Annotated in this window: 22 protein-coding genes; 10 read left to right on the top strand and 12 right to left on the bottom strand. The window is 70.8% G+C overall.

Going from position 1 to position 23024, the window contains the following annotated elements; translation table 11 throughout:
• Positions 1 to 187: 187 nt before the first annotated feature.
• A complete protein-coding gene (locus tag ACGFMK_RS30360) occupies positions 188 to 640 on the bottom strand; it encodes a hypothetical protein (RefSeq protein ID WP_392770268.1) in 453 nt (150 codons plus the stop codon).
• 41 nt (positions 641 to 681) lie between these two features.
• Positions 682 to 1662 (bottom strand): heme o synthase, encoded by a 981-nt coding sequence (locus tag ACGFMK_RS30355; RefSeq protein ID WP_392770265.1) that lies wholly within the window; start codon positions 1660 to 1662, stop codon positions 682 to 684.
• A 293-nt stretch (positions 1663 to 1955) separates the two neighbouring features.
• Between ACGFMK_RS30355 and tkt the strand changes: the two genes are divergently transcribed.
• The 6 genes from tkt to pgl are packed head-to-tail and all read left to right on the top strand — an operon-like array spanning position 1956 to position 10164.
• A complete protein-coding gene (gene tkt, locus ACGFMK_RS30350) occupies positions 1956 to 4055 on the top strand; it encodes a transketolase (protein ID WP_392770262.1) in 2100 nt (699 codons plus the stop codon).
• An 11-nt stretch (positions 4056 to 4066) separates the two neighbouring features.
• Positions 4067 to 5179 (top strand): transaldolase, encoded by a 1113-nt coding sequence (gene tal, locus ACGFMK_RS30345; protein ID WP_392770259.1) that lies wholly within the window; start codon positions 4067 to 4069, stop codon positions 5177 to 5179.
• An 8-nt stretch (positions 5180 to 5187) separates the two neighbouring features.
• The gene (locus ACGFMK_RS30340; RefSeq protein ID WP_392770256.1) at positions 5188 to 6810 is read left to right on the top strand and encodes a glucose-6-phosphate isomerase; all 1623 of its coding nucleotides are present in this window, start codon (positions 5188 to 5190) and stop codon (positions 6808 to 6810) included.
• Positions 6807 to 8330: a glucose-6-phosphate dehydrogenase gene (gene zwf / locus ACGFMK_RS30335; protein WP_392770254.1), complete on the top strand. Its 1524-nt coding sequence runs from the start codon at positions 6807 to 6809 to the stop codon at positions 8328 to 8330. The genes ACGFMK_RS30340 and zwf overlap by 4 nt, the downstream gene beginning before the upstream one ends.
• Complete coding sequence (opcA, locus tag ACGFMK_RS30330) at positions 8327 to 9388, top strand: glucose-6-phosphate dehydrogenase assembly protein OpcA (protein WP_392770251.1); 1062 nt, start codon at positions 8327 to 8329, stop codon at positions 9386 to 9388. The genes zwf and opcA overlap by 4 nt, the downstream gene beginning before the upstream one ends.
• Positions 9385 to 10164, top strand: a complete 780-nt coding sequence (pgl, locus tag ACGFMK_RS30325; protein WP_392770248.1) for a 6-phosphogluconolactonase — start codon at positions 9385 to 9387, stop codon at positions 10162 to 10164. The genes opcA and pgl overlap by 4 nt, the downstream gene beginning before the upstream one ends.
• Positions 10165 to 10227: 63 nt before the next feature.
• Here the strand turns inward: pgl and ACGFMK_RS30320 are convergent, their stop codons facing one another.
• A complete protein-coding gene (locus ACGFMK_RS30320; RefSeq protein ID WP_392770245.1) occupies positions 10228 to 10596 on the bottom strand; it encodes a VOC family protein in 369 nt (122 codons plus the stop codon).
• A gap of 60 nt (positions 10597 to 10656) precedes the next feature.
• Between ACGFMK_RS30320 and ACGFMK_RS30315 the strand changes: the two genes are divergently transcribed.
• Positions 10657 to 11106 carry a MarR family winged helix-turn-helix transcriptional regulator gene (locus ACGFMK_RS30315; protein WP_392770244.1) on the top strand — a complete coding sequence of 150 codons (450 nt, stop codon included), beginning with the start codon at positions 10657 to 10659 and terminating at the stop codon, positions 11104 to 11106.
• A gap of 598 nt (positions 11107 to 11704) precedes the next feature.
• Here the strand turns inward: ACGFMK_RS30315 and ACGFMK_RS30310 are convergent.
• Entirely contained in the window at positions 11705 to 12265 is a 561-nt protein-coding gene (locus ACGFMK_RS30310; RefSeq protein ID WP_392770241.1) for a TetR/AcrR family transcriptional regulator, read from the bottom strand.
• A 125-nt stretch (positions 12266 to 12390) separates the two neighbouring features.
• On the opposite strand from ACGFMK_RS30310, the gene ACGFMK_RS30305 reads away from it, so the two are divergent.
• Positions 12391 to 13533, top strand: coding sequence for an FAD-dependent oxidoreductase (locus ACGFMK_RS30305; protein ID WP_392770240.1), 1143 nt, complete (start codon positions 12391 to 12393; stop codon positions 13531 to 13533).
• Between the two features lie 290 nt (positions 13534 to 13823).
• Positions 13824 to 15023 (top strand): sensor histidine kinase, encoded by a 1200-nt coding sequence (locus ACGFMK_RS30300; protein ID WP_392770238.1) that lies wholly within the window; start codon positions 13824 to 13826, stop codon positions 15021 to 15023.
• A gap of 833 nt (positions 15024 to 15856) precedes the next feature.
• Here the strand turns inward: ACGFMK_RS30300 and ACGFMK_RS30295 are convergent.
• The 6 genes from ACGFMK_RS30295 to ACGFMK_RS30270 form a co-directional block, all read right to left on the bottom strand.
• Positions 15857 to 16201, bottom strand: a complete 345-nt coding sequence (locus tag ACGFMK_RS30295; protein WP_323330437.1) for an RNA polymerase-binding protein RbpA — start codon at positions 16199 to 16201, stop codon at positions 15857 to 15859.
• Between the two features lie 109 nt (positions 16202 to 16310).
• A complete protein-coding gene (secG, locus tag ACGFMK_RS30290; protein WP_392770235.1) occupies positions 16311 to 16541 on the bottom strand; it encodes a preprotein translocase subunit SecG in 231 nt (76 codons plus the stop codon).
• A 127-nt stretch (positions 16542 to 16668) separates the two neighbouring features.
• Positions 16669 to 17454, bottom strand: a complete 786-nt coding sequence (gene tpiA / locus ACGFMK_RS30285; protein ID WP_392770232.1) for a triose-phosphate isomerase — start codon at positions 17452 to 17454, stop codon at positions 16669 to 16671.
• Positions 17454 to 18668, bottom strand: coding sequence for a phosphoglycerate kinase (locus ACGFMK_RS30280; RefSeq protein WP_392770230.1), 1215 nt, complete (start codon positions 18666 to 18668; stop codon positions 17454 to 17456). Before ACGFMK_RS30280 ends, tpiA begins: the two co-directional genes overlap by 1 nt.
• Before the next feature lie 4 nt (positions 18669 to 18672).
• A complete protein-coding gene (gene gap, locus ACGFMK_RS30275) occupies positions 18673 to 19677 on the bottom strand; it encodes a type I glyceraldehyde-3-phosphate dehydrogenase (protein ID WP_392770228.1) in 1005 nt (334 codons plus the stop codon).
• A gap of 318 nt (positions 19678 to 19995) precedes the next feature.
• A complete protein-coding gene (locus ACGFMK_RS30270; protein ID WP_392770226.1) occupies positions 19996 to 21177 on the bottom strand; it encodes a winged helix DNA-binding domain-containing protein in 1182 nt (393 codons plus the stop codon).
• Between the two features lie 72 nt (positions 21178 to 21249).
• Between ACGFMK_RS30270 and ACGFMK_RS30265 the strand changes: the two genes are divergently transcribed.
• Positions 21250 to 21894, top strand: coding sequence for a LysE family translocator (locus tag ACGFMK_RS30265; protein ID WP_392770224.1), 645 nt, complete (start codon positions 21250 to 21252; stop codon positions 21892 to 21894).
• Between the two features lie 12 nt (positions 21895 to 21906).
• On the opposite strand, the gene ACGFMK_RS30260 is transcribed toward ACGFMK_RS30265, so the two are convergent.
• Together ACGFMK_RS30260 and ACGFMK_RS30255 are read right to left on the bottom strand one after the other, a co-directional pair.
• Entirely contained in the window at positions 21907 to 22239 is a 333-nt protein-coding gene (locus ACGFMK_RS30260) for an ArsR/SmtB family transcription factor (protein ID WP_392770221.1), read from the bottom strand.
• The gene (locus tag ACGFMK_RS30255; RefSeq protein WP_392770218.1) at positions 22236 to 23024 is read right to left on the bottom strand and encodes a TIGR03620 family F420-dependent LLM class oxidoreductase; all 789 of its coding nucleotides are present in this window, start codon (positions 23022 to 23024) and stop codon (positions 22236 to 22238) included. The genes ACGFMK_RS30260 and ACGFMK_RS30255 overlap by 4 nt, the downstream gene beginning before the upstream one ends.

Raw genomic sequence — 23024 nt, 5'->3', positions numbered from 1 at the left:
ATCCCGCCGCCGCCCGGGGCCGCGTCGGCGGGCCCGGGGACCGCCGTGATGCGGGCCGGGATCGCGCAGCCCGTGCCGAGGAGCGTGTTCTCGTCCAGCGACACCTTGCCGCCGCCGAGGTAGAGGAGGGCGGCGAACAGGACGACGACGATCACCGCGAGCGCGACCTTCTTGACCATCCGGACCCTCAGGGTGTTCCGTGGCTCGGGTTGACGACCTTGTAGACGTCACCGGCCCGGCCGTAGGACGACCCGGCCACCACGGAGACGAGGGTCCGTGAGCCGGGCTGCCAGTACGTGCGCATCTCGTCCGGGGCCACCGGGTACGGCTTTTCGACCAGGGGCACACCCCGCGCTTCGAGCAGCGCGGCGACATCGGCGAACGGGACCAGCGCGGGGACGACGCCGTAGCGCTCGCGCAGGACCGGGCTGATCAGTTCGGGGTCGCCGACGCGGAGCCGGTGCGCCTGCACCGAGAAGTGCGTCCCGGTCCACGGCTGCTTGGGACCGTGGCGCTGCCAGAAGAAGTCGACCAGGCCGTGGTCACGGCCCAGCGAGTAGTCCGAAGGGTTGTCGCCGTAGTCGTCGCCGAGCAGGTTCGCCACCCGCTCGGGCGACCACGTGTGGTCCGCCCCGAGCACCGTGCCGGTCTCGACGACGTCCGCGAAGAACTCCGCGGTGCTCAGAAGGGCAGGCCCAGCGTCGGCAGGCCGATCGCCGAGTCGACCGCCAGCGCCACGAACACGATCATCAGGTACGTGTTCGAGCGGTGGAACAGCGCCATCGGCTTGGTCTCCTCGCCGCGGCGGACCGAGGCTTGGAGGCTGTGCGCGTAGAAGAGGAACCAGCCGCCCGCGAGGATGGCGAACGTGCCGTACAGCCACGACGTCACCGGCAGCAGCAGCAGCGTCCAGGCCACCATCACCCACGAGTAGATGACGATCTGCTTGGCGACGTGCTGGGCCGTGGCCACGACCGGGAGCATCGGGACGCCCGCGCGCTCGTAGTCGTCGCGGTACTTCATGCCCAGGGCCCAGGTGTGCGGCGGGGTCCAGAAGAAGATCACGCCGAACATCACGAACGCCGGCCACTGCACGGTGCCGGTGACGGCCGCCCAGCCGATGACCACCGGCATGCAGCCGGCCGCGCCGCCCCAGACGACGTTCTGCGACGTGCGCCGCTTCAGGCCGAGCGTGTAGACGAAGATGTAGAAGAGGATCGTGGCCACGGCCAACACCGCCGACAGCAGGTTGACCGTGAAATAGAGCACCACGGCCGACGCGACGCCCATCACCAAGCCGAAGATCAGCGCGCCACGCCGGGGCACCGAGTCCTTCACCAGGGGACGCCGCTTCGTGCGGTTCATCACCTTGTCGATGTCCGCGTCGATCACGCAGTTGAGCGCGTTCGCGCTGCCCGCGGCCATCGTCCCGCCCAGCAGCGTGGCCAGGACCAGCCACGGCGAGGGGATCTGACGGCCGGCCAGGAACATCGCCGGGATGGTGGTCACCAGGAGGAGCTCGATCACCCGCGGCTTCGCCAGCGCGGCGTAGGCGCCGACGACCTGGCGGATGCTTCGCCGGTCACCGTGCGGTCGCTCACCGGTCGGGTGCACGGCGCTGGTGTCCTCACTGCGTCCGTGCGCAGCGTTCACCAACGACATTTCACTCCCTGCGTCAGGTTCGGGCGGGCCCGGTGCCGGAGGCGTGTGGTGCCGCTGAAAACCGCCGGTCTGAACCCTCGAACGATGTTAGACGTGGTGAATCCCGTGGGTGATCGCGGGTCCTCGACCGGCTCAAGCACTAGGCTGGCCGGGTCGGGCCGCGATTGCCCCTGCGCAGGGTCGCGAGCAGGAATATCGTCCCTTCGGGATCGATTGAGATAGATGACCCCGCGCACGGGTAACCGGAACGAGGAAGACCAGCCGCAACCATCATGACCGGGAGTTGGAGTTCAGTGTCCGAAACCGCCCCTACCAGCGAGAACAACCCACTCCTCCGGCGTAACGTCCCCGCCGACTGGACCGACACCGACACCCGCGCCGTGGACACCGTCCGGGTGCTCGCCGCCGACGCGGTCGAGAACTGTGGCAGCGGCCACCCCGGCACCGCGATGAGCCTGGCCCCGCTGGCCTACACGCTGTTCCAGCGCACGCTGCGGCACGACCCGAACGACCAGAACTGGCCGGGCCGCGACCGGTTCGTGCTGTCGGCCGGGCACAGCAGCCTGACCCTCTACATCCAGCTGTTCCTCGCCGGCTACGGCCTCGAGCTCGAGGACCTCAAGCAGCTGCGCAAGTGGGGCTCCAAGACCCCGGGTCACCCGGAGTACCGCCACACCGACGGCGTCGAGACCACCACCGGCCCGCTGGGGCAGGGCCTCGCGAACGCCGTGGGCATGGCGATGGCCGCCCGCCGCGAGCGCGGCCTGCTGGACCCGGACGCCGCTCCCGGCGAGAGCATCTTCGACCACTTCATCTACTCCATCGCCTCCGACGGCGACATCGAAGAGGGCGTCACCGCCGAGGCGTCGTCCATCGCGGGCCGCCAGGAGCTGGGCAACCTGATCGTCTTCTGGGACGACAACAAGATCTCCATCGAGGACGACACGAACATCGCCCTTTCGGAGGACACGGTCGCGCGGTACGAGGCCTACGGCTGGCACACCCAGTTCGTCGAAGGCGGCGAAGACGTCGTCGCCCTCGAAGAGGCCATCAAGAACGCCAAGGCCGAGACCAGCCGGCCGTCGTTCATCGCGGTGCGGACCGTCATCGGGTACCCCGCGCCGAAGAAGATGGGCACCGGCAAGGCGCACGGCGCCGCGCTGGGTGCCGAAGAGGTCGCCGCGGTGAAGACCGTCCTCGGCTTCGACCCGGAGCAGTCGTTCCAGGTCGAGGACGACGTCCTCAAGCACACCCGCCAGGCACTCGAGCGCGGCAAGACCGCGCACGCCGAATGGCAGGAGAAGTTCGAGGCGTGGGGCCAGGCCAACCCGGAGCGCAAGAAGATCGCGGACCGGATGTCCACCCGCACGCTGCCCGAGGGCTTCGCCGACAACCTGCCGAAGTGGGAGCCGGACGCCAAGGGCGTCGCCACCCGCAAGGCCTCCGGCGAGGTGCTCAACGCGCTCGCCGAGCCGCTGCCGGAGCTGTGGGGCGGGTCCGCGGACCTCGCCGAGAGCAACAACACCACGATGAAGGGCGCCGACTCGTTCGGTCCCGAGAAGGCTTCCACGGACATGTGGAAGACCAGCCCGTACGGCCGGACGCTGCACTTCGGCATCCGCGAGCACGCCATGGGCTCGATCCTCAACGGGATCGCGCTGCACGGCGGCACCCGCCCGTACGGCGCGACGTTCCTCATCTTCTCCGACTACATGCGCCCGCCGGTCCGGCTGGCCGCGCTGATGAAGGCGCCGGTCACCTACGTGTGGACGCACGACTCGATCGGCCTCGGCGAGGACGGGCCGACGCACCAGCCGATCGAGCAGCTTTCCGCGCTGCGCGCGATCCCGGGCCTCAACGTCGTCCGCCCGGCGGACGCCAACGAGACCGCCTACGCGTGGAAGGCCGTGCTGGAGGACATCCACCACCCGTCCGGCCTGGCGCTCACCCGCCAGAACGTGCCGGTGCTCGAGGGCACCAGCGCCGAAGGCGTCGCGAAGGGCGGTTACGTCCTGGCCGACTCCGACGGCACCCCGGACGTCGTGCTGATCGGCACCGGTTCCGAGGTCCAGCTCGCCGTCGAGGCGAAGAAGGTCCTCGAGGCCGACGGCGTCAAGGCGCGCGTCGTCTCGATGCCGTGCGTCGAGTGGTTCGACGCGCAGGACGCGGCCTACCGCGAATCCGTCATCCCGGCCGGTGTGAAGGCCCGCGTGTCCGTCGAGGCGGGCATCGCCCAGTCGTGGCACCGCTTCACCGGTGACGCCGGGGTGAACGTTTCGATCGAGCACTTCGGCGCCTCCGCCGATGCCGCCACACTGTTCCGTGAGTTCGGTTTCACCACGGAGGCAGTCGTCGACGCGGCCCGCCGCTCGATCGCCAACACCAAGAACTGAAGGGGACATAGATGAGCAACGACAAGCTCGCGCAGCTGTCCGAGGCCGGTGTTTCGATCTGGCTGGACGACCTTTCGCGCGAACGCCTGAACACCGGCAACCTCGCCGCGCTGATCCGCGACAAGCACGTCGTCGGCGTGACGACCAACCCGACGATCTTCGCCAACGCGATGTCGAAGGGTGACGCCTACGACGAGCGCACCAAGGAGCTCGCCGCCCAGGGCGCCGACGTCGAGGCGACCATCCGCGACCTGACCACGACCGACGTGCGCAACGCGGCCGACCTGTTCCGCGACGTCTACGCCGCCACGAACGGCGTCGACGGCCGCGTCTCCATCGAGGTCGACCCGCGCCTGGCCAAGGACACCGACAAGACGGTGGCCGAAGCCAAGGACCTGTGGAAGACCGTCGACCGGCCGAACACGCTGATCAAGATCCCGGCCACCGAAGAGGGCCTGCCGGCGATCACCGCCACGCTCGCCGAGGGCATCAGCGTCAACGTCACGCTGATCTTCTCCGTCGAGCGCTACAAGAAGGTCATCGAGGCCTACTTCGCCGGCCTGGAGCAGGCCAAGGCCAACGGCCACGACCTGCGCGGCATCCACTCGGTCGCGTCGTTCTTCGTGTCCCGCGTGGACACCGAGATCGACAAGCGGCTCGACGCGATCGGCACGGACGAGGCCAAGGCCCTGCGCGGCAAGGCCGCCGTCGCCAACGCGCGGCTCGCCTACGCGGCCTTCGAGGAGCTGTCGGCCACGGATCGCTGGAAGGCCCTCGCGGCCGACGGCGCCCACGCGCAGCGCCCGCTCTGGGCCTCCACCGGCGTCAAGAACCCGGACTACTCCCCCACCCTCTACGTCGACGACCTCGTCGTGAAGGACACCGTCAACACGATGCCGGAGAAGACCCTCGACGCCGTCGCCGAGCACTCCGAGTTCAAGGGTGACCAGGTCTCCGGGCGCGGCGCCGAGGCGCAGGAGGTCTTCGACAAGCTCGAGGCCGTCGGGATCGACATCACCGACGTGTTCCTCGTCCTCGAGAACGAGGGCGTCGAGAAGTTCGAGAAGTCCTGGACGGAACTGCTCGACACCGTCAACGGCCAGCTCGAAAAGGCGAAGGGCTGAAGCACGACATGACGACAGGGGAAAAGACCGGCGTCGAGATCGTGGACGCCGAACTGGCCGGGCGCGCCACGCCGCTGGCCGAGCGGCTGGTCGCCGACCAAGCCGCGTCGAAGCTGGCGGCGCAGGACCCCACGCTCTGGGGACCGGACGCCGAGTCCGAGGCGTCGATCCGGCTTTCGTGGACGACGCTGCACAAGTCGTCGCGGCCGCTGATCGGCGAGATCGAGGCGCTGCGGACCGAACTGCGGTCCGAGGGTGTCGACCGCGTCGTGCTCGCCGGCATGGGCGGCTCGTCGCTGGCGCCGGAGGTCATCGCCGGCACCGACGACGTCGCGCTGACCGTGCTCGACACCACCGACCCGGGCCAGGTCGCCGACGCGCTCGCCGGTGACCTCGAGCGCACGGTGATCGTCGTGTCGTCGAAGTCGGGCGGCACCGTCGAGACCGACAGCCACCGGCGGATCTTCGCGAAGGCGTTCACGGACGCGGGAATCGACGCGGCGCGGCGGATCGTGGTCGTCACCGACCCGGGCTCGCCGTTCCAGGAACTGTCCGAAAAGGAGGGTTACCGCAAGACCTTCCTCGCCGACCCGCACGTCGGCGGCCGCTACTCCGCGCTGACCGCGTTCGGGCTCGTCCCGGCCGGCCTCGCCGGCGCGGACGTCGCCCGCCTGCTCGACCAGGCCGCCTCGGTGGCCGAGGAGCTGGCCGCGGACTCGGTGGACAACCCGGCGGTCAAGCTGGCCGCCGCGTGGGCCGCCGCGCACGAAGCGGGCGCCGAGAAGGTCGTGCTCGCGGACTCCGGTTCCGGGATCAAGGGCTTCCCCGACTGGGCGGAGCAGCTGATCGCCGAGTCCACCGGCAAGCAGGGCACCGGGTTGCTGCCGGTCGCCGTCGAAGGCACCGAGGCGCCCGGCTTCGCCGACGCGAAGGCCGACGCCACCGCGGTCGCCGTCGGCGCCCCGAAGGGCGCGGCCAAGATCGGCGTCACCGGCTCGCTCGGCGCGCAGATGCTGCTCTGGGAGTTCGCCACCGCGCTGGCCGGGCGCCTGCTCGGGATCAACCCGTTCGACCAGCCCGACGTCGAAGCGGCCAAGAAGGCGGCGCGCGCGCTGCTGGACGACCCGGAGAAGCTCAAGGGCGGCGAGACGGCGTCCACTGTGGATGGACCGGTCGAGATCTTCGGATCCGACGGCGTGGCCACCGAAGGCAGCCTGACCGACGTGCTCCGCGCGTTCTTCGCGTCGGCGCCGGAGGCCGGCTACATCGCGGTGCAGGCCTACCTGGACCGCCTCGACGACGCGTCGACCCAGCTGCTGCGCGGGGAGATCGCCAAGCGCACCGGCCTGCAGACGACGTTCGGCTGGGGTCCGCGGTTCCTGCACTCCACCGGGCAGTACCACAAGGGCGGGCACCAGAACGGCGTCTTCCTGCAGCTCACCGGCGCCGTCGAGCACGACCTCGACGTGCCGGACCGGCCGTACACGCTGGGGCAGCTGCAGCACGCCCAGGCCCTGGGCGACGGGCAGGTGCTCGCCGAGCACGGCCGCCCGGTGCTGCGCCTGCACCTGACCGACCGCGCCGCGGGTCTCGCGGCCGTGGTCCGCGCAGTACAGGAGGTGGGCGCATGACCTGGAGCAACCCGCTGCGCGATCCGCGGGACAAGCGGCTCCCGCGCATCGCCGGGCCGTCCAGCCTGGTGATCTTCGGGGTCACCGGCGACCTGGCCCGCAAGAAGCTGATGCCCGCCATCTACGACCTGGCCAACCGCGGGCTGCTGCCCGCGGGCTTCTCGCTCGTCGGGTTCGCCCGCCGGGACTGGGAACACCAGGACTTCGGCGAACTGGTGCACGACTCGGTCAAGGCGCACGCGCGCACGCCGTTCAAGGAGTCGGTCTGGAACCGGCTCGCCGAGGGCATCCGGTTCGTGCAGGGCACGTTCGACGACGACGACGCGTTCGACCGGCTCGCGCAGACGGTCAAGGACCTCGACAAGGAACGCGGCACCGGCGGCAACACGGCGTTCTACCTGTCGATCCCGCCCGGCGCGTTCCCGGTGGTGACCAAGCAGCTGGCCCGCTCCGGGCTGGCCAACGCCGACGAGAACACCTGGCGCCGCGTGGTCATCGAGAAGCCGTTCGGGCACGACCTGAAGAGCGCCGAAGAGCTGAACGCGATCGTCAACGACGTCTTCCCCGAGGAGTCGGTGTTCCGCATCGACCACTACCTCGGCAAGGAAACGGTCCAGAACATCCTGGCGCTGCGCTTCGCGAACCAGCTGTTCGAGCCGATCTGGAACGCCAACTACGTCGACCACGTGCAGATCACCATGGCCGAGGACATCGGCCTCGGCGGCCGCGCGGGGTACTACGACGGCATCGGCGCGGCCCGCGACGTCATCCAGAACCACCTGCTGCAGCTGCTCGCCTTCACCGCGATGGAGGAGCCGCTGTCGTTCGAGCCGCGGGCCCTGCGCGCGGAGAAGATCAAGGTGCTCTCGGGCACCAGCGCGATCGGGCCGCTGAGCAAGACCACCGCGCGCGGCCAGTACGCGGGCGGCTGGCAGGGCGGCACGAAGGTGCCCGGCCTGCTGCAGGAAGAGGGTTTCGCGAAGGACTCGAAGACCGAGACCTACGCCGCGGTGACCCTCGAGGTGCAGAGCCGCCGCTGGGCCGGGGTGCCGTTCTACCTGCGCACCGGCAAGCGGCTCGGCCGCCGCGTCACCGAGATCGCCGTGGTGTTCAAGCGGGCGCCGCACCTGCCGTTCGACTCGACGTCGACCGAGGAGCTGGGGCAGAACGCCCTGGTCATCCGGGTGCAGCCGGACGAGGGCATCACGCTGCGGTTCGGCTCGAAGGTGCCGGGGACCACGATGGAGGTCCGCGACGTCACCATGGACTTCGGCTACGGGCACGCGTTCACCGAGTCCTCCCCCGAGGCCTACGAGCGCCTGATCCTCGACGTCCTGCTCGGCGAGCCGTCGCTGTTCCCGGTCAACGAAGAGGTCGAGCTCTCCTGGAAGATCCTCGACCCGGTGCTGGAGCACTGGGCCAAGGAGGGTTCGCCGGAGCAGTACCCGCCGGGCACCTGGGGCCCGCCGTCCGCCGACGAAATGCTGGAGCGCACCGGCCGGAAATGGAGGCGCCCGTGATCATCGACCTGCCGTCCACCACGACTTCGGCACTCAACAAGAAGCTGGTGGAGATCCGCGAACAGGGCGGGCAAGTGGCGCTCGGGCGGGTGCTGACGCTGGTCATCGTGGCCGACGACGACGCCTACCTCGAGTCGGCGATCGAAGCCGCCAACGGCGCGAGCCGCGAGCACCCGTCACGGGTGATCGTGGTCGCCAAGGGGGCGCGCACCGCGGCCCCGCGCATCGACGGCCAGATCCGGGTCGGCGGCGACGCCGGCGCGAGCGAGGTCATCGTGCTGCGGCTCTACGGCCCGCTGGCCGCCCAGGGCCAGAGCGCGGTCGTGCCACTGCTGCTGCCGGACGCGCCGATCGTCACCTGGTGGCCCGGCGCCGGCCCGAAGGACCCGGACAAGGACCCGCTCGGCGAGCTGGCCCAGCGCCGGATCACCGACTCGGCCGCGGAAAAGAGCCCGGTCAAGGCGCTGACCACGCGGGCGAAGGCCTACACGGCCGGCGACACCGACCTGGCCTGGACGCGGCTGACGCACTGGCGGGCCCAGCTCGTCTCGGCGCTGGACCTGCCGCCGTACGAGAAGATCACCGGCGCGACGGTGACCGGCGAGGCCGACTCGCCGTCGACCGAGCTGCTGGCCGCGTGGCTGGCCGAGTACCTGAAGGTGCCGGTCAAGCGGGTCAAGAGCTCGGGGGCGGCCGGGATCATCTCGGTGAACCTGGACCGTCGTTCGGGTGCGGTGGAGCTGCACCGGCCGGACGGGCGCGTCGGCACGCTGACCCAGCCGGGCCAGCCGACCCGGCGGATCGCCCTGCAGCGGCGCAGCACCCAGGACTGCCTGGTCGAGGAGCTGCGGCGGCTCGACCCGGACGAGGTCTACGAGGCGGCGCTGCACGGCCTGGGCAAGATCACGTCCGGCACCAACGGCAAGACGGGCGCACCGGCCAAGCCGGACGTCACGTCCCCGGCTGCCGCCGGCGCTGCTGAGGCTCCTTCGAAGGAGCCCGCCAAGGCTCCGGCGAAGGCCAAGGCGGGTGCCAACGGCAAGAAGAGCGATTCATGAGCAAGACCGAGGTCGTCGTCTACGCGAACCAGGACCTGCTGGCCGCCGCCGCGGCGGCCCGGCTGGTCACGCGGCTCGTGGACGTCCAGGCGGCCAAGGGCTCGGCCTCGCTCGTGCTCACCGGCGGCGGCACCGGTATCGCGGTGCTGTCGGAGCTGCGCGGATCCTCGGCCCGGGACGCGATCGACTGGTCGCGGCTGGACATCTACTGGGGTGACGAGCGGTTCGTCCCGGCCGATTCGGACGAGCGGAACGAGAAGCAGGCCCGTGAGGCCCTGCTCGACCACGTCCCGCTCGACCCGAAGCGGGTCCACGCGATCGCGGCGTCGGACGGCGAGTTCGGCGACGACGTCGACGCTGCCGCTCTGGCGTACGCCCAGGTGCTGGCCGACAACGCCGGCCCGGAGGACCACGGCGACGTGCCGTCGTTCGACATCATGCTGCTCGGCCTGGGCGGCGAAGGGCACACCGCGTCGGTGTTCCCGGAGTCCCCGGCGGTCCACGAGACCGAGCGTTCGGTGGTGGCGGTGCGCAACTGCCCCAAGCCGCCGCCGACGCGGGTTTCGCTGACGCTCCCGGCGATCCGCCGGGCCCAGGACGTCTGGCTGATGACGGCGGGCGAAGCGAAGGCCGATGCGGTGGCGCTGGCCCTCTCGGGTGCCGGCGAGGTCCAGCTCCCGGTGGCGGGGGCCCGCGGGCACCGCCGGACGCTGTGGCTGCTCGACCGCACCGCGGCGGGCAAGCTCACCAAGGTGTACCAGCCGCCGACGGCCTAGTCGTCGTGGGTTCCGTGAAGGCCTCCTGCCACCGGCAGGGGGCCTTCACTGTTTTGCGCTTCGTCAGGCGCGGTCGTGGAGGGTGACCTGGTAGCCGTCGGGGTCGGCGAAGGTGAACGTCCGGCCGAAGGGCCCGTCGACCGGCGCGGAGACGATCGTGTGGCCGTCGGCGGCGAGCGCGTCGTGGATGGCCTGGACATCGGTGGCGTGCAGCCAGATCGCGGCACCGATGCCGGGCTGGGCCACGGAGGCGAGATCGGTGCCGGGCAGGACGTCGCGGAGCGCGAAGGCGATCGGTTTCGTCTCGAAGACGACGGCGTGCGGCGGCCCGGCCGGCGAGCGGACGAGGCCGAGGTACTGCTCGTAGAACGCCTGCGAAGCGTCGAGATCGCGCGCTTGCAGCGAGATGAAGTCGGGTCCGGTGGCGGGCATTGGCACTCCTTCGTCTGTGTCAGTCTTCTGACACGCATCAATCTATGTCAGAATACTGACATGAGTCAAGACGGTGCGGGCGTCGACCTGGAGACGTCACTGGGTTACCTGCTGAAAGAGGCGTCGAGCGTCCTGCGCGCGGCGATGGAGGAGGTGCTGCGGCCGCTCGGGATGACCGTGACGCACTACTCGTGCCTCGAGCTGCTGGCGCAGCGGCCGGGCTTGTCGAACTCCGAGCTGGCCCGGGGCGCGTTCGTGACGCGGCAGTCGATGAACGTGCTGCTCCAGAACCTGGAGCGGGAGGGCCACGTGACCAGGCCGGCGGAGGCGCCCGTCGGGAAGGTGCTCCCGACGCGGCTCACACCCCGCGGACGGCGGAGCCTGGAGAAGGCGACGGTGGCGGTCCGGTCTGTCGAGGTCAGGATGCTGGCCGGTCTCAGCGAGGCCGAGCAGGTCGGCGCGTTCCGGGTTCTGCGGAGCATGATCCATTCCCTGCGGGAAGGCGCCTAGCTCGGCCCCATATCGCCTCGCCTGGATCGAAGTGCGGCCGAGCGTGAAACCCGCGACTGCCACCTCGGACCCGGCAGACCCTCTTTCGCGATGAGCCGGAAACCGGGTCATCCGCACCTGCGGCCGCTCACTCCATGCCACCTGCGTTCCGACCACTCGTCCCGGCCGTTGAATGCGTGCACCAGCGACACTCCGCACAGCTGCTGCCCCCCAGCCCGGCCGTTCAGTCCCGAATGATCTCGCCTGTTCCCCGGAAGTTCGCCTTACGCGCCAACAGCATTCCGGGCGGCTGCCACCCAGTCCAGCCGTTCACGTCGAGCGCTCCCGCCCGTTTCCAGGCCGCCCACTCCATGCGCCAGCAGCGTTCCGAGCCGCTGCTGCCGTCAGTCCAACCACTCACATCCGAGCACTCGCTCGCCTGCCGCCGACTCCGTGCGCCAGCAGCGTTCCGAGCGGCTACCGCCTCAGTCCAACCACTCACACCCGAGCACCTCGCTCGCGCCCCGGCCGCCCACTCCATGCGCCAGCGGCACTCCGAGCGACCACTACCCCCGTCCAGCCGCCACTCCTGCAAGCTCTCGCCTGCCCCCCTGGCCGTTCACTCCGTGCGCCAGCCGCGCTCCAGGCGGGCGAAGATCTCCTCCGCCGCTCGGCGGGGGTTTTCGTGGGCCGCGATCAGCTCGCGCGATGCCAGCGCGAAGCGGGCCAGCGCCGCGCACGCCACGTCGTCCTCCGGGGCGCCCGACTCCTCCGCGATCGCGCGGGCCAGCGCCGTCTCGTGGCGCATCCACATCCGCCTGCCGTACTCGCGCAGGGCCGGGGTGCTTTCGATGAGCCGGAGGAACGCGTCGTCCGGGCTTTCGGCCACGTCGACCAGGATGTGCTTGCGCAGCGCGTCCACGATCGTGTGCCCCGGCGGCCGGCCGCGGACGGCCTCGACCAGCGCCGTCTCGATGTCGGCCTCCTGGTCGAACACCAGGGCTTCCTTGCTGGGGAAGTGCTTGAAGAGCGTCGTCACCGAGACGTCGGCCGCGTCGGCGATCTCCTTGACCCCGACCTGGTCGAAGCCGCGCGCGAGGAACAGCTCCAGCGCCGCGTCGGCCAGCGCCTTGCGGGTCTGCGCCTTCTTGCGCTCACGGCGCCCGATCACTTCCGTCATGCCCTCAGCCTACGTGACGGTGAACTCACTTTAAAAGTGTAGTCATTGCACTTTCGTAGTGACTCTGGTTTCCTGGGTTCATCGCCGCCGGAGAGACCAGCGGCCCGAACTTCCCGGAGGAAGCCATGAACACCAGCACCAGCAGCACCAGTGAGACCAGCAGCACCACCACGATCGCTGTCGTCGGCGCCGGGCTCGGCGGACTCGCCTGCGCCCGCGTCCTGCAGCTGCACGGCCTCGACGTCACCGTCTTCGAGCAGGAGGCCTCGGCCGACGCCCGCCCGCAGGGCGGCACCCTCGACATGCACGGCGACACCGGCCAGGTCGCCCTCCGCACGGCCGGCCTGTACGAGACGTGGCGCGCGCTCGCCCGGCCCGAAGGCCAGCAGATGCGCGCGATCGACCCGTTCGGCGCCGACGTCGTCATGGACGAGATCCCCGCCGAGGACGACGAGTTCAAGCCCGAGATCGACCGCGGCCAGCTCCGCGGCCTCCTGCTGGACTCACTCACCCCCGGCACCGTCCGCTGGGGCCGCGCCACTCAGGACGTCACGCCACTGCCGGACGGCACCGCCCGGCTGCGCTTCACCGACGGCGCCACGGAGGACTTCGGCCTGGTCGTCGGCGCGGACGGCGCGTGGTCCCGCGTCCGCCGGGCCCTGACCGGGGTCCGGCCCGAGTACAGCGGCGTCGCGTTCGTCGAGTTCGGGCTCGACGACGCCGACCGGCGGCATCCGGCCCTGGCCGCGTTCACCGGCCAGGGCACGATGGTCGCGAAGACCGGCGGGAACGCGATCTTCGCCCAGCGCAACAGCAACGGCCACATCCGCGGCTACGCCGTGTTCCACGCGCCGGAGGACTGGCACGCCGGCTTCGCCTTCGCCGACACCGCCGCCGTACGCGCGACCCTGCTGGAGCGCTACGCCGGCTGGCACCCGGAGCTGCTCGGGTTCCTGCGCGACAACGACGGCGAGTTCACGCACCGGCCGCTCTACGTCCTGCCAGTGCCGCACGCCTGGACGTCGGCCCCCGGCGTCACGCTGCTCGGCGACGCCGCACACCTGATGCCTCCGCTCGGGGTCGGCGCGAACCTCGCCATGCTGGACGGCACCGAGCTGGCGACCGCGCTGGCAACGTCGCCGTCCGTCGCCGAGGCGATCCGCGTTTACGAGGCCCGGATGCTGCCGCGGTCGATCGAAACGGCGGCGGCGTGCCGGGAGGGTCTCGTCCACCTTCTGAGTGACGAGGTCCGCCCGGCGGCGGCCTGACGACCTATGCCGGGCGACCACGGAGAGGTAACGTGATTCCCACGATGTGGTCGTCCCGGTGCACGCTCGGCAGTGACAGATCCACTGTCAGTAGTGCGTCGCGGGTGCCATCGCCCGAACGGCGCAAGCGAATGCGAAATCCGGACGCCAAAAGACCGACGGCGCGTGAAACTTACCGCCTTCCCACGCAACCTCGTTAGCATCCGCACATTTGTTCTCTCCTGCGCGTCCCGATCGGGCCCTGAGCACCTCTCACCATCAAGTCCACAAGACGAATGGGGTCGCCAGCGATGAGTACAGAGGGACTCTCGATTCCAGGCATCTCGATCGCCGGCTCGGGGCCGTCGGCCGCCGAGCGGGTGCGAAGGCGTGGTCTGAGCGCGTTCGGGTCGCTCCCCCGCCCCGCTGTGGTCATGTTCGCCATCGAGGCGGCCGCGGTCATCCTGGCCGTGCTCGACGTCTGGCTGGTGATCCCCGAGAAGGCCCAGCCCTACTCGATCTACCTGTCCGGCGCGGCCTGCCTCGCCGTGGTGTTCCGCCGCAAGTTCCCGTTCCTGGCCGTGCTCGTCGCGGTCCCCGGTTTCCTGGCCGGGTGGGCGCAGCTGGCGAGCATGATCACGCTCGGCATGCTCGCCACCCGCCGTCAGCTGCACTGGCAGACCTGGGTCGGCGCGGCGCTGGTGTGGACCTGCCGGTTCGTGCAGTGGCCGCTGGAGGACTTCGTCCAGCTGAGCTGGCGCGAGCACATCCTCGACGGCATCTACGGCGTGCTCGTCGCCGGCATGCCGATCGCGATCGGCATGCTCATCGGGGCCCGCACCGAGGTCGCGAACAAGCTCGCCGAGCTGGCCACGAGCCGGGACCGCGAGCGCCGCTTCCACGCCGACGCCGTCCGCGCCGAGGAACGCGCCCGGCTGGCCCGGGAGATGCACGACGTCGTGTCGCACCAGATCACGCTGATCGCGATGCAGGCGGGCGCGCTGCAGGCCCAGACCACCGACGAGCGGTCGCTGGAGACGGCGCAGGTCATCCGCGGGCTGAGCAAGCGGACGCTCGAGGAGCTGCGGTCCCTGGTCAGCGTGCTGCGCGCCGGTTCGGAGGACGACGGCCCCCGCCCGGGCATCAACGAGCTCGACCGGCTGATCCGCACGTCCGACGTCCCGGTGCACCTGACGGTCGAGCACCTGCCGGACGCGCTGCCCAACCAGGTCTCCGCGGCGGCGTACCGGACGGTGCAGGAGTGCCTGACCAACGTCCACAAGCACGCCCCGGGCGCGACCGCGACCATCCGCATCCAGGGTGAGCACGGAGCGCTCAAGATCGAGGTCCGCAACGAGCGCGCCCGACGCGCTGGCGAGGCCCTGCCATCGGGCGGCCACGGCCTGACCGGGCTGGCCGAGCGGGCCCGCCTGCTGGGCGGCAGCTTCGAGACGTCGGGCACCGAGGACGGCGGCTTCCGGGTGCGGGCGCGGTATCCGCTGAGCCTCTGACCTGCTGAGCCGCAGCAGGATCGCGGATTGGGGCGCAGCCCCCGGTTTCCAGCTTACGGGCGGGCACCGACGATTCCGGCTTCGATGACGCCGCGAGCGGCGGATTCAGGACTTCAGTGTCCTGGGTTCGCCGCTCGCGGCTTTTCGGGCTCCGGACTTGTCGGTGCCAGCCCGTAGCCTCGAATCGGGGGCTGCTCAGGTGGGCTGAGGGTCGGCTCGCGTGCCCAAACGGTCGGTTGGCGTACCCGCAGAGCCGGCTCGCGCACCCTGGTGTCAGCTCGCGTGCCCAGACGGTCGGTTGGCGTACCCGGGCAGTCGGCTCGCGTGCCTGCGGAGTCGGCTCACGTACCTAGAGAGTCAGCCCGCGTGCCTGCAGAGTCGGCTCACCTACCTCGAGTCAGCACGCGTACACGGGCGGTCGGTGCGCGCACCAGCAGAAGTCGGCTCACGTACCTAGAGAGTCAGCCCGCGCGCCTGCAGAGTCGGCTCACCTACCTCGAGTCAGCTCGCGTACATGGGCGGTCGGTGCGCGCACCAGCAGAAGTCGGCTCACGTACCTAGAGAGTCGGCTCGCGTGCCTGGACAGTCGGCTCGCGTACCTGGGCGGTCGGTTCGCGTCATCGGAGGATCGGCTTGCGTGATTGCGGAGCCGGGTCCCGTGACGGGAAGGTCGACTCACGTGATTGCGGAGCCGACGCGTGTGGCTGGAGGGTCGACACGTGTGATTGGGGGGTCGACACGGCTTCGGTGTGGTGGCTGCGAAGGAGAGCGAGCGCGCGCGAAAAGCCACCTCGAGGGGTTTGCTCCCTCGGGGTGGCTTCCGGCGGTGACGCTTAGATGATCTCCCGGCGCTGGCGCAGACGCTCGAGAGCCTCGGCGAGGATGGCCTCGCCGTCGGCGTCGCTGCGCCGCTCCTTCACGTACGCCAGGTGGGTCTTGTAGGGCTCGGTCCGGGGTGCGGCCGGCGGGTTCTTCTCGTCCTGCCCGCCGGGGAGCCCGCAGCGGGGGCAGTCCCACTCGTCGGGGATCTCTGCCTCCATCGCGAACGACGGACGGGCCTCGTGCCCGTTGGCGCACCAGTAGCCGACTCGGCGCCGCGGCGCCGACTCACCTCGTTCCGATTCGCCCGTAGGTCCGGCACCCACCCGGGTGCCCCGAATCGCGTTACCGCCAACCATGAATCCTCACACCTATGGAATCGGCGGCGCGCCCCCCAATAGGCACGCCGAATCGCTGCGCACCCCGCTGGTGTGACCCGGTCTCGATCGCCGGCGGGGACGCCGGACGTCACACCTTGAGCAGCAGGCCCAGCCCGATGATGCTGATCAGCCAGACTGCGCCCAGCCCCAAGGTGATCCGGTCGAGGTTCTTCTCGGCCACGCTCGACCCGGCCAGGCTGGACTGCATCCCACCGCCGAACAGCGACGACAGGCCACCGCCCCGGCCCCGGTGCAGCAGCACCGCGACCACCAGGAAAACGCTGGTGACGATCAACAGGATTTGCAGGAACAGCTTCATGTCATCCTCTGGGCTCTAGGAGAATGCAGGGGTACGGCATGGTTGTTTCCGACCACCACCGTACCCCTGGACTCGTCCACTGCTGTGTGACGGACCGGATACACAGGTTACCCGGTCGTGGCCTCGATCAGGGCAGCGGCCCGCCCGCGGCGAGTGCGCAGAGTTTCGTGAACTCCTCGCCGTCGAGGCTCGCCCCGCCGACCAAGGCGCCATCGATGTTTTCGCACGCCACCAGCTCGCCGATGTTGCCCGACTTCACCGAGCCGCCGTAGAGGACCCGGACCGACGTCGCGATCTCGTCGCCGTACTTCTCCTGCAGGGTGGCGCGGATGGCCTTGCAAACCTCTTCGGCGTCGGACGAGGAGGCGACCTTGCCGGTGCCGATCGCCCAGACCGGCTCGTACGCGACGACGACATCCTTGACCTGCTCGGCCTTGAGGCCCTTCAGACCGTCGATCAGCTGCGTCGTGGTGTGGTGGATGTGCTCGCCGGCCTCGCGGACCTCGAGCTTCTCCCCGATGCAGAGGATCGGCGTGATGCCGTGCTTGAGCGCGGCCTTGACCTTCTTGTTGACGAGCTCGTCGGTCTCGGCGTGGTATTCGCGCCGCTCCGAGTGCCCGACGGTGACGAACTTGCAGCCCAGCTTGGCCAGCATCACGCCCGACACCTCGCCGGTGTAGGCACCGGCGTCGTGGGAGGAGATGTCCTGCGCGCCGTAGGTCAGCGACAGCTTGTCGCCGTCGACCAGGGTCTGCACGCTGCGGATGTCGGTGAACGGCGGCAGCACTGCCACGTCGACCTTCGCGTAGTACTTCTCCGGCAGCGCGAAGGCGATCTTCTGCACCAGCGCGATCGCCTCGAGGTGGTTCAGGTTCATCTTCCAGTTGCCGGCGATGAACGGCTTGCGTGCCACTAGTTCTTCTCCTCCAGGACGGTCACGCCCGGCAGTTCCTTGCCTTCGAGGTACTCGAGCGAGGCCCCGCCTCCGGTGGAGATGTGCGAGAAGCCGTCCTCGGGCAGGCCGAGCTGCCGCACCGCGGCCGCGGAGTCGCCGCCGCCGACGACGGTGAACGCGTCGCTCTTGACCAGGGCTTCGGCGACGGCACGGGTGCCGCCGGCGAACGCCTCGAACTCGAACACGCCCATCGGGCCGTTCCAGAACACGGTCTTGGCGTCGACCAGCTTGGCGGCGAACAGCTCGCGCGTCTTCGGGCCGATGTCCAGGCCCTCGCGGTCGGCCGGGATGGCCGTGGCCTCGACGACCTCGTGCTCGGCGTCGGCCGAGAACCCGGTCGCGGCGAGGACGTCGACCGGCAGCACCAGTTCGACACCCCGCTTCTCGGCCTCGGCGAGGAAGCCCTTCACCTGGTCGAGCTGGTCGGCCTGCAGCAGCGACTTGCCGACCTCGTGGCCCTGGGCCTTGAGGAAGGTGTAGGCCATGCCGCCGCCGACGAGCAGCCGGTCGACCTTGGTCAGCAGGTTCGCGATGACGCCGAGCTTGTCGGACACCTTCGCGCCGCCGAGCACGACCACGTAGGGCCGCTGCACGTCGTCGGTGAGCTTCTTCAGCACGTCCAGCTCGGCCAGCACGAGGCCGCCCGCGTACGCCGGGAGCACCGAAGCGACCTCGTAGACCGAGGCCTGCTTGCGGTGCACGACGCCGAAGCCGTCGGAGACGAACGCGCCGCCGGGCACGAGCGCGCCCAGCTCGGCGGCCAGCTCGGAGCGGTCCACGGCGTCCTTGCTGGTCTCGCGCGCGTCGAAGCGCACGTTCTCCAGCAGGACGACGCTGCCCTCGGCGAGACCGCCGGTCAGCGCCTTCGCGGACTCGCCGACCAGGTCACCGGCCAGCGCGACCTCGGCGCCGAGCAGCTCGGACAGCCGGGCGGCGACCGGGGCCAGCGTGTACTTCGGGTCCGGCTCGCCCTTGGGGCGGCCGAGGTGCGCGGTGACGACGACCTTGGCGCCCGCCTCGGCGAGCTTCTTGATCGTCGGCAGCGCGGCGCGGACCCGGCCGTCGTCGGTGATGCGATCCCCGTCGAGCGGGACGTTCAGGTCGGAGCGCACGAGTACGTACCGGCCCTGAACGCCCTCGCCCAGCAGGTCGTCGAGGTTCTTGACGGTCATCGGGTCAGGAGAGCTTCGAACCGATGAGCTTGGCCAGGTCGGCGAGGCGGTTGGAGTAGCCCCACTCGTTGTCGTACCAGCCGACCACCTTGACCTGGTTGCCGATGACCTTGGTCAGCGGCGCGTCGTAGATGCAGGAGGCCGGGTCGGTGACGATGTCCGAGGAGACGATCGGGTCGTCGCTGTAGCGCAGGATGCCGGCCAGCGGGCCGTCTGCGGCGGCCTTGTAGGCGGCGTTGATCTCCTCGACCGTGGCGGCTTTGGAGAGCGTCACGGTGAGGTCGGTGGCCGAGCCGGTCGGGATCGGGACCCGCAGCGCGTAGCCGTCCAGCTTGCCCTGCAGCTCCGGCAGGACGAGGCCGATGGCCTTGGCGGCGCCGGTCGAGGTCGGGACGACGTTCACGGCGGCGGCCCGGGCGCGGCGCAGGTCCTTGTGCGGGGCGTCCTGCAGGTTCTGGTCCTGCGTGTAGGCGTGGACCGTGGTCATCAGGCCCTGCTCGATGCCGAAGGCGTCGTTGAGGACCTTGGCCAGCGGGCCGAGGCAGTTGGTGGTGCAGGAGGCGTTCGAGATGATGACCTGCGAGCCGTCGTACTTGTCGTCGTTGACGCCGAGCACCACGGTCAGGTCCTCGCCCTTGGCGGGCGCGGAGATGATGACCTTCTTCGCCCCGCCGGCGATGTGCGCCTTGGCGGCGTCGGCGTTGGTGAAGAAGCCGGTCGACTCGAGGACGACGTCCACGCCCAGGTCGCCCCAGGGCAGGTTGGCCGGGTCGCGCTCGGCGAGGGCCTTGATGGTCTTGCCGTCAACGACGATGCCCTCGTCGCTGACGCTGACCTCACCCGGGAACCGGCCCAGGATCGAGTCGTACTTCAGCAGGTGGGCCATGGTGGCGACGTCGCCGAGGTCGTTGAAGGCGACGACCTCGATGTCGTGGCCGCTGGCCTGCACGGCGCGGAAGAAGTTGCGGCCGATGCGGCCGAAGCCGTTGACACCTACGCGAACGGTCAATGCTGCCACTCCTCTGAGGATCGGCCGGGAGGCCCGGCCGTGACTTGCGGGCTCGCGGCAACCCTAGCGTGCGGGCATGCGCGTCCCTGACTGCCCTGACGAGACTTCCACCACTTGGCGAACGGGTCAAGAATCGATTAAGAAGCCGACGCGTGTCCAGGCCCGGAGTTCACCTGTTCGTCATCCGGACCACGGCGGACCAGGCAGGCTCGCGGTCCGCCGGTTCCGGCTGGCCGCGCGGGGTGCCGATGCCTCCCAGGCTGGTACTGGGCCGCGGGCGGGGTGAGCGACTCAATCGATCAAGATCCTGTCCTCCCCTCACTCGGCCAGCTCGCGTTCGAGCGGGGTCCGGAACCGCGGGATCACCCGGACCACGCCGAACCACTTCGCGCAGCGGTCCGCCGCCGCCTCCACCGCCGCTTTCTCCTCCGCGGAGACGTCCTCCAGCAGCCGGAACACCACCTCGCCCGACTCACGCTGGGCCCAGCCGCCCACGATGCGGCCGTTCGCCCAGACCGTCGGGCCGACGTTGCCGAAGCGGTCGAACAGCGCCGCCTTGTGCTCGCCGAGGAACCAGTCGCGGTCCTGCCAGCCCATCGGGGTCGGGTCGAGGCACGGGAGGAACGCCGCCCAGGTCGGCGGTTCGGGCACCGGTTCGAGGTCGTCCGCCAGGGCCACCCCCGGTACGCCGCCCAGGTCGACGTCGGCCGTTTCCAGCCCGGCCAGCGCCTTCTTCGTCTGGCCGAGCGTCCACCCGGTCCACCAGCGCAGGTCCGCCAGCGGGGCCGGGCCGTACGCGCGCAGCCAGCGCCGCGCCAGCTCGACGCGCGCCTCGGCGGCGCTCCACGGGGCGAGGCCGCCCGCCACCCACCCGTCCAGGGGATGCCAGACGTACTGGGTGCTCAGCCAGGTGCCGCGCGGGCGGCCGCGGACGATGCGGCCGTCGACCGCCAGCTGGAACAGCACCCGGCTGGTGACGTTGCCGATCGCCTCGTACGGCTTGCCCTTCGACATCTGCAGCCGCTGCCGCAGCCGGGGTTCGGCCTCGCTCAGCTGTTGCGCGGTCGCCGAGCCGAGGCCGCGCAACTTGGCTTCGACCGCCGTTTCGACCTCGGCCAGCCACTTCCCCGGCTCCGGCACGTTCTCCGGGTACCCCTGCTGCCCGAGGTGCTGCTCCAGCAGCCGCCGCTGCTTGGCCGCAATGTCCGCCGAACAGCCGGCCTGCACGAGGGCCGCGGTCTCCAGGCCGGTGACGAACACCGTGCGGCGCATGCCGAGCAGCCGCAGCACCGTGCGGTCCTCGTACAGCGCGCGCTCGACCTCGGCGATCGCGGGCCCGTCGAGCCGGGCGGCCGCCGAGAGGTGCACGGTCGCCGGGTCGGTGGCGTGCAGCGCGACGACACCCGCGACGGCGTCCTCGACCGTGGCCGCGGGCGCGGCGAGGTGGTGGCGGACGCCGAGGCGGGCTCGGCGCTGGGCGGTGGAGATCTCGGAAGGCACCCGGAATTCCTACCACCCGGCACCGACGAAAACGCGTGGTCACCCCGCCGGCCAGGGCGTTAGCCTCGCGGCATGGTCTCCAGCGCGCACCTCGCGGCGTTCGCCGCGCTGACGTTCCTGATGGTCGTCGTCCCCGGGCCGAGTGTGCTGTTCACGATCAGCCGCGCGCTGACCGTCGGGCGGCGCGACGCGCTCCTCACCGTCCTCGGCAACTCGGTGGGCGTCTACACGCAGGTCGTCGCGGTCGCGTTCGGCCTCGGCGCGCTCGTGACGACGTCGGCCGCGGTGTTCACCACGATCAAGATCGCGGGCGCGGCCTACCTGGTGTACCTGGGGATCCAGGCGGTGCGGCACCGCCGCCGGCTGACCGACGCGATGGCCGCGCAGGTGCGCTCGGTGCCCGGGCGCGTGATCACCGTGCTGCGCGACGGTTTCGTGGTCGGCTTCGCGAACCCGAAGTCGATCGTGTTCCTGGCCGCGCTGCTCCCCCAGTTCGTCGACCCGGCCGCCGGTTCGGTGCCGGCGCAGATGCTGGTGCTCGGGCTCTGCCTGCCCGCGATCGCACTGGCCACCGACAGCGCTTGGGCGCTGGTCGCGGGCACGGCGCGGGCGTGGTTCGCCCGCTCGCCGCGGCGGCTGGAGGCGGTCGGCGGCACCGGCGGCCTGGTGATGATCGGCCTCGGCACCACGCTGGCCTTCACCGGCCGGAGCGACTGACACGGATGTCCTTCACGGCTTTGCGGCCGGGTCGCGCAGTACCAGGGCCAGCAGGCCGGGGAAGGCCGCGTCGAATTCGGGGCGGCGCAGGCGGTTCAGGCGGCGCGGGCCGTCGTCGCGTTGTTCGATCAGGCCCGCCGCGCGCAGGACCGCGAAGTGGTGGCTGCGGGTCGCCTTCGCCACCGGGAGGTCGAACGTGCCGCACGCCTTCGTCCACTCCGGCACGGCCGCGAGCTCACGCAGGATGCTGCGGCGGACGGGGTCGGCGACCGCGGCCAGGGCGTCCTGCAGCGACACCTCCGCCGGCGGCGCGTGCGTGAGCCCGCGGGCCCGTGCCGTCGTCACCGCAGGGCCTCCGCCAGCGCGGGCCACCACTCGCGGGGCAGGTCGCCGGCCGGGACGACGACCTGGTCCGCCCCCGCCGCCCGGTATTCGCGCAGCCGGGCCACGACCGTGTCGAGGTCGCCGCGCACGGTGAGCCCGTCGACCAGCCGGTCGGACAGGTCCGTGACGTCGGCGTCGGTGAAGCCCATGCGGCGGAAGTTGTTGGCGTACCCGGGCATCCCGGCCAGGAACCGCAGCGAACCCTCGCGAGCGCGCTCGCGGGCCGCGGCGGGGTCCGTCTCCGCGACGACGTTCAGCAGCACCACCAGCTGCTTCCCGGTGCCGAGGATCTCCCGCGCCGACGCGACGTAGTCCGTCGTCACGAGGAACGGGTAGGCACCCGACGCGCGGTCGCGCGCCAGCTGGAGCATCTTCGGGCCCAGCGCGGACAGGATGCGCGCCGACGCGGGGACGGTGTCGTCGAGCTCGTCGAGGTAGTCGTTCAAGGTGGCGAAGGGCCGGGGACCGTGGGCGCCGCCGAGGCCGACGACGAACCGCCCGGCCGGCAGGTCCGCGTACGCCCGGGCCACGTCGGCCGAAGGCACCCGGTCGACCGGGAGGATGCCGCTGGCCACCGGGATCGTCGCGGTCCCGTGGATCACGTCGGCGATCAGCGGCAGGTTGCTGGCCTGCCCGCCCGGCAGCCAGACCGCGGCGTACCCCAGCTCCTCGAGCTCGGCGGCGGCCGCGACGGCTTCCGGCCCGGTCGTGTTCAGTGTGGCGCCCAGCGCCCCCAGGTTCGTCAT

This window comes from Amycolatopsis sp. NPDC049252 (genome assembly GCF_043197175.1).
In the GTDB taxonomy this organism is placed as follows: Bacteria; Actinomycetota; Actinomycetes; order Mycobacteriales; family Pseudonocardiaceae; genus Amycolatopsis.
Note: the sequence above shows the minus strand (reverse complement) of the source record. Positions and strands in the feature narration are given on the sequence as shown.